The sequence below is a fragment of the Ruegeria sp. ANG10 genome (assembly GCF_040705255.1).
Classification (GTDB): Bacteria; Pseudomonadota; Alphaproteobacteria; order Rhodobacterales; family Rhodobacteraceae; genus Ruegeria.
Map to the genome: position 1 here is coordinate 95,325 of NZ_JBFCVU010000002.1, position 12,022 is coordinate 107,346.

Genomic DNA, 12,022 nt, shown 5'->3' on the forward strand with positions numbered 1-12,022 from the left:
TACGCGCCAAGGACAGTTCCCGAGACAGGCCAAGCTATGACACTGGACAATGACGAAACCGCAACACCGACAAAGCTGAAGCTTTCCGTTGTGCGCGACGTGTCGATTGTGGCAACGCTGCTGGTGCTGGGGCTATACGCCGGTTCGGCGTTTTTGATCCCGCTGACCATGGCCTTGTTGGTCAATGTCCTGATCATAGCACTGAGCGACCGGATCATCGCCCTGACCCGCATGCCGGTGTGGTTGGCCAATGTGGCCGGTGTCACCGTCGTTTTGGCCGGCTTGTTCGTGATCATGTATATTCTGGGCAGTCAGGCCACCCAATTCGCCCGAACAATCGGCACTTACGAAAACCAGTTCGACGAGACGGTCAACCGAGTTACCGGTTGGGTTGGCAATGACGTGACCACATTTATCCGCGACAACCTGATCAACATCGACATGTCTTATATCGCGCGCGTTCTGTTGGGCAGCGCTACATCCCTGTTAAACCAGTTTTTCCTAATCAGCCTTTACGTCGCCTTCCTGATGGCCGAACGGTTGGCCTTTCGCAAAAAGATTCAACTGGCCGCGGGCGACCCCAAAACGGGTATCGAATTCGCTGCCATTCTGGATGCGATCTCGTTCAGCCTGCAACGCTATGTCGGGGTGAAAACGCTGATCAGCCTGATCACAGCAAGCATCAGCTACTCAGTCTTCAAGATACTGGGATTGGAATTCGCCGAGACCTGGGCCGTCCTGACCTTCGCGCTGAACTTCATCCCGTCCATCGGTTCGATCATCGCGGTAATCTTCCCCTCCCTGATCGCGTTGGTGCAGTTTGAAAGCATCGGACCATTCCTGATGATCATCTTGGGCTGCGGCACGCTTCAATTCCTGATCGGCAACTTTCTGGACCCCGCGCTGCTGGGACGTTCGCTGAACATGTCCACGTTTCTGGTCATTTTGGCGCTGATGTTCTGGACCACGATCTGGGGTCTGATCGGGGCGTTCCTCAGCGTGCCGCTCACCGTTTGCATCCTGATCGTCTTTAGCCATATTCCGGCCCTGCGTCCGATTGCGATCCTGATGTCCCTGGACGGAAGGCTGGGGGAAGACGTCCGTCAAGGAACCGCTAGCTAGACAATGCATGCGCCACTGTTCATCGGATCCGAGATATATCGCAGCTCGACTTATGGTTCAAAACACCCGCTGGCCATTCCGCGCGTGTCTACCGTCATGGATCTGTGCCGGGCGCAAGGGTGGTTGACGACTTCGAACTATCGCGTCAGCCCGTGCGCAAAACCTGCTGCACTTCACGCATTTCATACACCTGATTATATCGAAGCGTTACAACAGGCCGAAAAGGATCAAGCCGTTTCGGATGAAACGCGGGCGAAATACGCGCTGGGCACATTGTCGAACCCAGTTTTCACCGAAATGTATAGACGTCCCGCCACCGCCGCTGGCGGGTCAATGTTAGGGGCAGAGCTGATCCGTGATGGAGGCATCGTCTACAGCCCGGCCGGTGGCACGCATCACGGCCTGCCGAACCGCGCCAACGGGTTTTGTTATCTGAACGACCCGGTATTGGCGATCCTAACCTTACTGAAAAACGGCCTCGACCGGATCGTCTATGTTGATATCGACGCGCATCATTGCGATGGGGTCGAGGCCGCCTTTCGCGGTTCCACCAACGTTCGCATGATCTCGGTTCATGAAGCGCGGCGTTGGCCATTCAGCGGAACTTTGACCGACGACGCAGGTGGGGCCGCGTTCAACCTTCCGGTTGGGCGAAACCTCAACGATGGCGAATTCGATGCCATTCTTGATCAACTTATTCTACCTGCGACCGCATCATTTCGACCACAGGCCATCGTTTTGCAATGCGGTGCGGATGCCGTGGCTGAGGACCCGCTGTCGCGTCTGACGCTATCCAACAACGCCCACTGGCGCGCCGTTGCCAACCTGCGCGATATGGCGTCCCGACTGCTGGTCTTGGGCGGTGGCGGATATAACCCCTGGTCAGTTGCACGGCTGTGGAGCGGTGTTTGGGCAACCCTGAACAAGATCGACATACCCGAGACACTGAATGCCACAGCACGATCAGTGCTGGGTGACCTGACCTGGAGCCGCGCGGCTGGAAAACGCCCTCCGCGACACTGGTTTGAAACCTTGCGCGACACGCCGAACCACGGCGATATCCGCCCCGAACTGCGGGCCGACCTGCAACATCTAGCGGCCCGGATTTCGTAGTGGATCGGTGGCGGCAACGCTGCTAACCTTCGATCCTTATTAAATATTCCTGACTATTCCGCTTCGGCGCAGCCCTGATACGTCTTTTTCTGACATCTGGCCACGATGGGACCAAATAAATGAATGCACTTAATCAGATAAATGATCTCAAAGCTCGTATGGGGAAATCAATTATCGGGCAGGTTGAGGTGATTGACCGGTTGCTCATTGGATTGCTGGCAAACGGTAATCTTCTGATCGAAGGTCTGCCTGGTCTGGCAAAAACTCGTGCGGTCAAAGCTATGGCGCGCAATCTTGATGCAGATTTCAGCCGGATACAGTTCACGCCAGATCTGCTGCCATCCGACGTAACAGGCACCGAAGTATTCCAGCAAACCAGTGACGGCGGCACGTTCCGGTTCGATCCAGGCCCGATCTTTGCCAACATCGTGCTGGCCGATGAAATCAACCGCGCGCCTGCCAAAGTCCAAGCCGCGCTATTGGAAGCGATGGAGGAACGGCAAGTCACCGTCTCGGGCACCACACATAAGATGGAGCCTTTGTTCATCGTGATGGCCACACAAAACCCGATTGAGCAAGAGGGCACTTATCCGCTGCCCGAAGCGCAGATGGATCGGTTCCTGATGCACGTCCAGATCACCTACCCCCCGGTCGAAGACGAAGTTGAGGTCATCCGGCTGGTGCGCGGCGAAGAGATCGCCGCCGGGACCGGCGTTTTCAGAAAGACCCGAACCCCGATCCCACAAGACGCCGTATTTCAGGCACGGCTTGAGATTGGGCGGATTCATGTCTCCGACGCAATGGATCGATACATGGCTGATCTGGTGCAAGCGACCCGCACACCCGAGAAGTTCAGCGATGAGCTGGCCAGTTGGATTGAAATTGGTGCCAGCCCGCGTGCATCGCTTGCGTTGGACAAATGCGGGCGCGCGCATGCCTGGATGAATGAACGCGATTATGTGGACCCCGCTGATATTCGCGCCGTTGCCCACGACGTGTTCCGCCACCGCATCACGCTTAGCTTTGAAGCGCAAGGAAGCGCCAAAACACCAGACGACGTGATAACCGAAATCCTGCGCCTAGTGGCGCTGCCCTGATTGATCGGAAAGAGAGGCTCGTGGCCCAGACCGCCACATATCCTAATGACCCACGCATTCATGTGGATGCCCAACACCTGTTGCGGCTTGGCGCAAAATCGCGCGCGCTTAGCCTTTTGCCGAGACAACCCGCGCGTTCGATCCTGAATGGCCGCCATGCGTCGCGGCTGCGAGGGCGCGGTCTGAATTTCGAGGAGCTGCGCGGCTATCTCCCCGGCGATGACATACGGACTATCGACTGGAAAGTGACGGCGCGCACCGGAAAACCTCATGTTAGGGTCTATACCGAAGAACGGGATCGCCCTGCCCTGCTGCTGGTCGATCAACGCGTTTCGATGTTTTTCGGTACCGAAGTGTATATGAAATCAGTCATCGCCGCCGAGGCCGCCGCGATTGCGGCCCATCGCGTCCTGTCTCAAGGTGACCGTGTCGGTGGCATTGTCTTTGGCGACACGGATCTGGCCGAACATCGCCCACAACGCCGTGCCGCTTCCTTGACGCGGTTCTTATCCTCGGTCGCGGCGTTGAATGGCGGTTTGAACGCATCCTTACGTCCTGAACCAACAATCGCGCTGAATGACGTCCTGAGACAGGCGGTCGGTATTGCACATACCAACGCGTTGATCTGTATGTTTTCGGATTTCGATGGTCTGGACGCGGCATCAGAACGCCTGCTGAGACGCTTGGCACAGTCCAACGACCTTATTCTGTTCAATATTTTCGACCCCAGTGCGCATCACCTGGCCGCAGGCTTGAAGATGACGGTTTCGGACGGGACGAAACAAATCGAACTCGACAGTTCTGACCCTGACCTGTCCAGCCGTATCAAGGCTGCAATGGATAATCGCTTGGCGCAATTGCAACTCTGGTCGCGGCGCTATGGCTTCCCGATTGTCCCGCTGACAACGTCGGAACCGGCCCTCGATCAATTGCTGAAACTGTTCGGCCATCCCGGAGGCGGGCATGAGCATTGATGTGGAGGGCAAATCCCTAGTCGAACTGCTCGACATGCTGGTGCCCGCACCTGTGCCCGAGCCTATTTCAATGACACCGCAGACCTTGGGTTGGGTGGCTCTTGCAGTTGTTCTAGTTGCAGCCGTTGGGGTTCTTCTTCTTCTCTTTCGCCGACACCAAAGATCCAACGCATATCGACGCGCCGCACTTGCCGATCTACAAGCGGCGAACGATAACCCCGCAAAAGTCGCAGAGATTTTACGCCGTACAGCACTTGTTGCATATCCACGCGCACAGGTTGCCGGTCTGCAGGGGCAAGAGTGGATAAACTTTCTACAACAAACCGCTGAAAAAATGCCGATTTCTCCCTCGGCATCTCGCCTACTGCTCGAAGGGCCCTACAGAATAAGCCCGTCGAGCCAGGAACTTTCACATATGGCACGGGTCTGGATACAAACCCACAAATCTGAAGGAGGGCGCAGATGATTTCATTCGCCGCGCCCTGGGCTTTTCTGATGTTGCCCTTGCCGCTGTTGGTCTATTGGTTTGTTCCACCGCATCGCGAACAGACCAACGCAATTCGTATCCCGTTTTTCCGCCATGTCGCTGCGGCTGCAGGGGCTGATCCGCAGTCGGGGTCTGTGATCTCACAGCGGTCAATGCTGCAAGCAATCGTGGCCACCTTGATCTGGCTGCTGCTTGTTACAGCGCTTGCTCGTCCTGAAAAACTGGCTGATCCCATTGTCGTCGAAAAATCTGCGCGGGACGTTGTGTTGGCTCTCGACATCTCAGGGTCGATGGATCAGCGCGACTTCCAATCCACAGATGGAACGCCCAAGCAGCGCCTTGCTGCCGTCAAGGACGTGCTGCGCGCATTTATTGCCGAGCGTCAGGGTGACCGGATGGCGCTTATTATCTTTGGTACTCGCGCCTTCGTACAGGCACCCTTTACCGAAGACCTTAAAAGTTTGAAGGGGTTCCTGGATCAAACTCAAGTCGGCATGGCGGGTCCGAACACGGCTTTGGGTGATGCGATCGGGCTTGGAATACGTATTTTTGAGTCAAGCGAAGTAGATCAGCGCCTGATGATCGTTCTTAGCGACGGCGCGGATACGTCCAGCCGCATGACGCCCGCCAACGCTGCAGCCATCGCTGCGGATAAAGGTGTGGTCATTTATACTATCGGCGTTGGTGATCCTGACGCCACTGGCGAAGACCGCGTGGATCTGGACGCACTGCAAGCCATCGCGGATCGTACTGGTGGCCAGTATTTCTTTGCCAACGATCAGGCAGCGCTCAGCGATACTTATCAGCGTATTGATGAGCAAAACCCCAGAATTGTCGAAACCCAAAGCTACCGCCCACGCGAAAGCCTGACGCATTACCCGTTGCTGATGGCGTTGATCGTTTTTCTTTGCAGTTCGACTGGCTTTCATTTCGCACAACGTCACAGGAGGGCGACATGATCGACACTGTGACAGAATTTCATTTTATCAGAATAATTTACCTTTTATTTCTAATCCCAATTGCAGGGCTGTGGTGGGCAATCCGCCCGAAACGCAAGGGGCTATCTGACCTGCCTGCTGGTATAGCTCCTCATTTAGCCAAAGCGCTTTTGTTAGGTGCGGAAGAAAACCGCCAGTTCTATCCGATCGACGTTGCCATGATCGCCGCCGTTCTACTCACGCTTGCTGCTGCTGGACCAACCTGGACGCGGGCGGCCAACCCTCTGATCGCGGATACGGCCCCCCTGGTGATCGCCTTGAAAGTTACCGACAGCATGGAGGAGACCGATCTGACCCCGTCGCGCCTGCAACGGGCGAAATTCAAGATCACCGATATCATCAACGCACGGGCTGGCGCACAGACCGCATTGATTGCCTATGCAGGCTCATCGCACCGGGTTGCACCCCTGACCGAGGATGCGAACATCTTGCGCCCATTGCTGGAGGGCCTGACCCCCGCCGTCATGCCAAAGCAAGGAGACGCCGCAGGGGAAGCTTTGGCGCTGGCGCAAAGCATATTGGATGAAAGTCAGACACCAGGCGCTGTGCTGCTTGTTCTGGATGATCTTGACCCCTCGCAGATTCCAGAGTTCGAAACCGCGTCATCGGAGATGTTTTTTCTGACCATGCTGCCTGACAGCCAGGAAATCGTTCAGCTCAACACCCTGAAAAACGCCGAAGTCGTCCCGTTTTCAACTGATGACCGGGATGTCACGCGACTACTAAGGCAAATACAGACGGCTTATGTCGATGCTCTGGATGACGAGGACCGGCTTGATTGGCAGGACATGGGGTGGATTCTGGCCTGGCCAGCTGCACTGTTGTCCCTTTTGTGGTTCAGGCGGGGTTGGGTCATCCGGTGGGCCATGCTGGGGCTGTTCCTTGTGCAACCGTCTGGCCCGGCCAATGCCGACGGATGGCGCGATTGGTTCCTGACGCCCGATCAACAAGGCCAGATCGCCATGAACCAAAAGCGCTTTGCTGATGCGGCAGAGTTGTTCCAAGACCCATATCACGAAGGTTACGCTCGTCTGAAAGCAGGCCAATACCCCGAGGCCGCGGCGATCTTTGCGGAACTCAATACACCAGAAGCAGCCTTTGCCGAGGGTATGGCTCGCATCCGAAACCGGGAATATAGACCAGCTATTACGGCCTTTGAAACTGCGTTAGAGCGTCATCCTAACTGGCCGGAAGCGCAACATAATCTTGAAGTTGCCACAGCCATATTGGACTATGTTGAAACCACACGTGAACAGTCCGATACCGGCGAAGAAGCAGGCATTGGCGCGGATGACACCGTATTCGACAACGACGCAGGTCGGGGCGAAAACACAACCATTCAAGCCCAAACCGACGGCAGCCAGCCCCTTTCCGCAGATCAGTGGATCAGCGCCATCGACACAGACATGCAGGACTTTCTGCGCAACCGGTTCTTGCTGGAAAACCAGGAGCGAACGCAATGAAGCGCCTCCTGCTCCTGCTACTATTGTTGCCCTGCGCCGCCCTATCGCAAGGAACCATTGCAATCCAACCTCAAGTGACGGTGGAGACGCCGACCGAAGACGTGATCGTGGGGCAACCGGCGATCGTGCGTATCAAGGTGCTGGTTCCTACGTTCATGCCGTCTCCTCCCGTCTTCCCGTCACTGGAACAGGAAAACCTGCTGGTCCGGCTTCCTGAACGCGCATCAGGTCCCGTTAGTGAGACCGTCAACGGTGAAACTTGGTCCGGGGTTCAGCGCAGCTATCGCATTTATCCTCTGCTTGCCGGGCAAATCAGCCTTGGCGTCACCGACATAAAGGTGACGTTTGCCGACCCGGAAACGAATGCTCCAATACAAGTCTCGATCCCACTCTCACCGATCGCAATCAGCGCTGTTGTCCCTGAAGGTGCTGCCAACCTGAATCCTTTGATCATCGCGACGGGTTTTGAATTGGATCAGGAGGTTGAGGGCGTGACTGAGATGCAGGCCGGAGATGCGATTACACGGCGCTTAACGGCGCGCATCACCGGCACCAGCCCGATCCTTATTCCAAAACTTATTCCAGAATATCAAGAACCTCTGCTGAGATCTTACCCCAAAGAGCCGCACTTAACTGAAACTGAGGATCGAGGGATTCTGTCCGGTCAACGGGTGGACGAAGTTGTGTACCTTGCCCAAGACGGCGGCCAAGCGAAGCTGCCGCCCGTGTTTATTCAATGGTACAATCTGTCAACTGACGCGGTCGAAACCGTGGATGTGCCGGGTGTGGATCTGACGCTCACTGCGCCCAAGTCGAACCCTCTGACGACGGACAGGATGGTTGAATATGCACTTTGGGTGGCGTTGGCGGCGTTATTTATTTGGGCGTCTTTGCGTTGGGGCGCACCGCGCTATCGCTCTTGGAAAGACGCGCGGCAGAATGTATTTCGCGCATCGCCTGCATTTGCTCTGGAGGAATTGCAACGCGCGCTAAAGGCCCATGATCTGTCCGCAGCTTATTCAGCCCTGGAAATCTGGAAAACCCGCAGCAGTGATCCACAAGGGTATGGGGAACTTGAGGCGCAGTTGGTAAAGATTGGGTCTGCACGCTATGCGTCTGATACAACTCAGAAAACACCGGATTGGTCCGCTGCAATTTCTGCCTTGAAGGAACTTGCGGAAACACCACAATCGCAAGCTCGACCGCTTCCACCGCTGAACCCTTGACGCTTACGTCTGGCAGTTCGCGATCAGCGCCTGTCTGTTCTTCAACCGCACCCGTCCATAACCGAGTTCAATCAAGTCCAAATCTGCAAGGCGGTGCAGACTGCGATGCAAGGTCGGTTGTGACACAGCGATCATCTCGGCCAGTTCCTCTTGCGACACGACGATCCATCCGTCGCATTTCGAGGTGCCTTCATCCAGATGCAACAGCCTGAGAACAAGCCTCTTTTCACTGCCCGTTACTGCGAGGTTTGCCATTATTCGAAGGGCGGTCTGCATATTCTCGTGGGTCAGCGCGTAAAAGTCCCGCACGTAGTCAGGCTTGGACTGAACCAACTTGGTCACGCGGCCGTTTGGGAAGTACAACGCGTGCGTCTCTTGCGTCGTTACGACACTAACCAGTCGCGGTTCATCCGCAAACAACGCCAGATCCCCGACCCAAAACCCCGCGCCTTCGCGATGCAGAACGAATTCCTGCCCGTCATCCGCCGGAGCGGTGATCTGCACCCCACCGCTGAGGACAGCAAAGACCCCGTTGGACGGATCGCCATGGTGATACAGCGTTTCCCAGGCTTCATAGGTTTTCGGAACCCCGCACTCCATCAAATCACGCTGAAATGCGGCCGAACGTTTGCTGAACCAGCCAGCGCCCTGCAAGAGTTTCATATTATTCGCTTTGTCAAACATTAGAATTTTTCAATATCATCATATGATGAGTTTTCAATCTCATTGATCGCCTAACCTGAGCGCACTCGATTCCCCTACCGGTGATGTAACGCCGTTCAGAAATCGACCATTTCTTGGCAGCTTATTGGCTGAAACAGCCAGCCTCCAACTAATTTTCACCTCCGGGTTTTTTCGACCCTTTCAAATCAGGAGTACATCATGTCACCACCACGTTCGATTGCATACAGTTGGCGCAGTGGCTTGCGCCGGGTTGCTGTGGCTACATTCGCCGTTGCGTTGGCAATTCCCGCCTGGGCGCAGGAACAGAAACCCAACATCCTGGTCATCTGGGGGGACGATATTGGACAGTCCAATATTTCGGCCTACACGATGGGGTTAATGGGGTATCAGACGCCCAATATCGATCGCGTCGCCAAGGAAGGGATGATCTTCACCGACTATTATGGCGAGCAATCCTGCACCGCGGGCCGGTCGTCCTATATCATGGGGCAATCCGTGTTCCGGACCGGCCTGTCCAAAGTGGGTTTGCCCGGCGCAGATTTGGGTATGCAAGTCGAAGATCCAACCATTGCGGGTCTGCTGAAGGATCACGGCTATGCCACTGGTCAATTTGGCAAAAACCACCTGGGCGACAAGGATGAGCATCTACCGACAAACCACGGATTCGATGAATTTTTCGGAAACCTGTATCACCTAAATGCCGAGGAAGAACCGGAAAATGAAGATTATCCCGGCGACGCGGTTCTGGCCGATGGGCGCACCTTCCGCGAAGCGTATGGCCCGCGCGGCGTAATCAAATCCAAGGCGGACGGCACCATAGAAGACACCGGCCCCCTGACCCGTAAGCGCATGGAGACGGTAGACGAAGAAACCGTTGCCGCTGCAATTGACTTCATCAAGCGAGCACATGAGCAAGGCCAGCCCTTCTATGTCTGGTGGAACGGCACTCGGATGCATTTCCGCACCCACGTCAAGGATGAGATGCGCGCGCAAGCGAACGATATCATTGGTGGCGTTGCAGACGAATACACCGCGGGCATGATCGAACATGACATGCATGTCGGGCAATTGCTGGATCTGCTGGATGAGCTTGGAATCGCAGACAACACGATCGTCCATTATTCCACCGACAACGGACCGCACATGAACACATGGCCGGATGCTGCCATGACACCGTTCTGGGGCGAAAAGAACACCAATTGGGAAGGCGGATGGCGCGTTCCGTCGATGGTGCGCTGGCCTGGCCAGATCGAGGCAGGGTCCGTTACCAATGAGATCGTGCATCACATGGACTGGCTGCCGACCTATCTGGCCGTCGCTGGTGACCCAGAGATCAAGGAAAAGCTGAAAGCTGGCTATAGCTCCTCCGGCATGGGCCGCGACTATAAGGTGCATCTGGACGGCTACAACATCCTGCCTTTGCTGACTGGTGAGGCCACGGAAAGCCCCCGTCGGGAAATTTTCTATTTCTCGGATGACGGTGACCTGACCGCGCTGCGTTTTGACGATTGGAAGCTGATCTTCCTTGAGCAGAAGGCATGGGCCACCCTACGCGCCTGGATGGAGCCCTGGACCGAGCTGCGTATTCCGCTGATCGTGAACCTGCGCCGTGATCCGTATGAGCGCGCGTATCGGACCTCCAACACCTACTATGATTGGTTGCTGGACCGGGCTTATTTCCTGGTGCCGGCGCAGCAATATGTCGGGTCTTTCTTGGAAACCTTCCAGGAGTTCCCGCCACGCCAGAAAGCGGCCAGCTTTAATCTGGATCAGGTGATGGAGAAATTGACCACGCCGACCAACAACTAACCCCCTCGCAAGCTTAGGGTCGCCGGTTCAACGGCGGCCCTTTTCACTTTGAAGAAAAAGGAATTTCTCATGAAGGCCGCCCATCTAATTGCTGCCGTATTCATGGCCCCGTCCATTGTCCTTGCCGACCCAATGCCCAGTTGGGGAACCTCTGCGTCGAAAGATCAGATTGTTGCCTTTGTTGATGCCGTCACCGATCCGGACAATCCCGATTACGTCACTCCGGCAGACCGGATCGCAGTGTTCGACAATGACGGGACGCTTTGGGCGGAACAGCCGGTGTATTTCCAGCTGACCTTCGCCATGGACCGCCTTGCCGAAATGGCTGCAGCTGACCCTTCGATCCTGACCAGCCCAACACTGGAATCTGCGGCCAAGGGGGATATGCAGGCCATCGCGGAAGGTGGCCATGAGGCCCTGATCGAGGTCCTGAACGCCTCGCATTCCGGGGTCAGCGTTGAAGAGTTTCAGGCCTCGGTCACTAAATGGCTGGACACCGCGCGTCACCCCGATACCGGACTGCCCTATAACCAGATGACTTATCAGCCGATGGTGGAACTGCTGCGCTATCTCAGGGATGAAGGGTTTCGAACCTATATCGTCTCGGGCGGCGGGCTGCATTTCATGCGGGTGTTTGCCGAAGACGCCTATGGCGTGCCGCCAGAGCAGGTACTGGGCACCTATACCGCCACCACTTATGAAACAGCCAATGGCAAACCCACGATCATCAAGGCCCCCGGCATCGCCTTTGTAGACGACAAAGAAGGCAAGCCAATCAATATCGAACGCACCCTTGGCAGACGCCCCATTCTGGCCGGTGGAAATTCGGACGGAGATTTTGCCATGCTCGAGTGGACAACCGCTGGACACGGACCACGCTTGGGCGTCCTGATCCATCATACCGACGCTGAAAGAGAATGGGCCTATGACCGTGAAAGCCTGATTGGAAAACTGGTCGACGGGTTGGACAAAGGCCCCGATATGGGCTGGGTCATCGTGGATATGGCGCAAGATTGGAATCGCATCTACACTGGGTCGGAATAAGACAC

The 12,022-nt window shown here is 55.9% G+C and carries 11 protein-coding genes; 10 read left to right on the forward strand and 1 reads right to left on the reverse strand.

The features are described 5' to 3' along the window. Positions 1 to 36: 36 nt before the first annotated feature. The 8 genes from AB1A64_RS04510 to AB1A64_RS04545 all read left to right on the forward strand — a co-directional run bounded on the left by AB1A64_RS04510 (position 37) and on the right by AB1A64_RS04545 (position 8,480). Positions 37 to 1,122: an AI-2E family transporter gene (locus tag AB1A64_RS04510; protein WP_366550330.1), complete on the forward strand. Its 1,086-nt coding sequence runs from the start codon at positions 37 to 39 to the stop codon at positions 1,120 to 1,122. A 3-nt stretch (positions 1,123 to 1,125) separates the two neighbouring features. Beyond that, positions 1,126 to 2,235: an acetoin utilization protein AcuC gene (locus AB1A64_RS04515; protein WP_366550331.1), complete on the forward strand. Its 1,110-nt coding sequence runs from the start codon at positions 1,126 to 1,128 to the stop codon at positions 2,233 to 2,235. Positions 2,236 to 2,354: 119 nt separating this feature from the next. Beyond that, positions 2,355 to 3,332: a MoxR family ATPase gene (locus AB1A64_RS04520; protein WP_366550332.1), complete on the forward strand. Its 978-nt coding sequence runs from the start codon at positions 2,355 to 2,357 to the stop codon at positions 3,330 to 3,332. 20 nt (positions 3,333 to 3,352) lie between these two features. After that, positions 3,353 to 4,306, forward strand: a complete 954-nt coding sequence (locus tag AB1A64_RS04525) for a DUF58 domain-containing protein (RefSeq protein WP_366550333.1) — start codon at positions 3,353 to 3,355, stop codon at positions 4,304 to 4,306. Beyond that, positions 4,296 to 4,772: a DUF4381 domain-containing protein gene (locus AB1A64_RS04530; protein WP_366550334.1), complete on the forward strand. Its 477-nt coding sequence runs from the start codon at positions 4,296 to 4,298 to the stop codon at positions 4,770 to 4,772. Before AB1A64_RS04525 ends, AB1A64_RS04530 begins: the two co-directional genes overlap by 11 nt. Then, positions 4,769 to 5,752, forward strand: a complete 984-nt coding sequence (locus AB1A64_RS04535) for a VWA domain-containing protein (protein ID WP_366550335.1) — start codon at positions 4,769 to 4,771, stop codon at positions 5,750 to 5,752. Before AB1A64_RS04530 ends, AB1A64_RS04535 begins: the two co-directional genes overlap by 4 nt. Continuing rightward, on the forward strand, positions 5,749 to 7,254 hold the full coding sequence (locus AB1A64_RS04540; RefSeq protein WP_366550336.1) for a VWA domain-containing protein: 1,506 nt from the start codon (positions 5,749 to 5,751) through the stop codon (positions 7,252 to 7,254). Before AB1A64_RS04535 ends, AB1A64_RS04540 begins: the two co-directional genes overlap by 4 nt. Then, a complete protein-coding gene (locus AB1A64_RS04545; RefSeq protein ID WP_366550337.1) occupies positions 7,251 to 8,480 on the forward strand; it encodes a hypothetical protein in 1,230 nt (409 codons plus the stop codon). Before AB1A64_RS04540 ends, AB1A64_RS04545 begins: the two co-directional genes overlap by 4 nt. Before the next feature lie 3 nt (positions 8,481 to 8,483). Here the strand turns inward: AB1A64_RS04545 and AB1A64_RS04550 are convergent, their stop codons facing one another. Further along, entirely contained in the window at positions 8,484 to 9,143 is a 660-nt protein-coding gene (locus AB1A64_RS04550) for a Crp/Fnr family transcriptional regulator (protein WP_366550338.1), read from the reverse strand. A 219-nt stretch (positions 9,144 to 9,362) separates the two neighbouring features. Here AB1A64_RS04550 and AB1A64_RS04555 point away from each other — a divergent pair, with 219 nt between their 5' ends. Together AB1A64_RS04555 and AB1A64_RS04560 are read left to right on the forward strand one after the other, a co-directional pair. Next, a complete protein-coding gene (locus tag AB1A64_RS04555) occupies positions 9,363 to 10,973 on the forward strand; it encodes an arylsulfatase (RefSeq protein ID WP_366550339.1) in 1,611 nt (536 codons plus the stop codon). 69 nt (positions 10,974 to 11,042) lie between these two features. Then, the gene (locus tag AB1A64_RS04560) at positions 11,043 to 12,017 is read left to right on the forward strand and encodes an HAD family hydrolase (RefSeq protein ID WP_366550340.1); all 975 of its coding nucleotides are present in this window, start codon (positions 11,043 to 11,045) and stop codon (positions 12,015 to 12,017) included. Positions 12,018 to 12,022: the final 5 nt, after the last annotated feature.

Bases quoted from the DNA above. Each gene is read 5' to 3' on its own strand.
- AB1A64_RS04530 (WP_366550334.1), top strand. From the start codon at position 4,296: ATGAGCATTGATGTGGAGGGCAAATCCCTAGTCGAACTGCTCGACATG.
- AB1A64_RS04550 (WP_366550338.1), bottom strand. From the start codon at position 9,143: ATGAAACTCTTGCAGGGCGCTGGCTGGTTCAGCAAACGTTCGGCCGCA.
- AB1A64_RS04520 (WP_366550332.1), top strand. From the start codon at position 2,355: ATGAATGCACTTAATCAGATAAATGATCTCAAAGCTCGTATGGGGAAA.
- AB1A64_RS04510 (WP_366550330.1), top strand. From the start codon at position 37: ATGACACTGGACAATGACGAAACCGCAACACCGACAAAGCTGAAGCTT.
- AB1A64_RS04555 (WP_366550339.1), top strand. From the start codon at position 9,363: ATGTCACCACCACGTTCGATTGCATACAGTTGGCGCAGTGGCTTGCGC.
- AB1A64_RS04515 (WP_366550331.1), top strand. From the start codon at position 1,126: ATGCATGCGCCACTGTTCATCGGATCCGAGATATATCGCAGCTCGACT.
- AB1A64_RS04560 (WP_366550340.1), top strand. From the start codon at position 11,043: ATGAAGGCCGCCCATCTAATTGCTGCCGTATTCATGGCCCCGTCCATT.
- AB1A64_RS04535 (WP_366550335.1), top strand. From the start codon at position 4,769: ATGATTTCATTCGCCGCGCCCTGGGCTTTTCTGATGTTGCCCTTGCCG.
- AB1A64_RS04540 (WP_366550336.1), top strand. From the start codon at position 5,749: ATGATCGACACTGTGACAGAATTTCATTTTATCAGAATAATTTACCTT.
- AB1A64_RS04545 (WP_366550337.1), top strand. From the start codon at position 7,251: ATGAAGCGCCTCCTGCTCCTGCTACTATTGTTGCCCTGCGCCGCCCTA.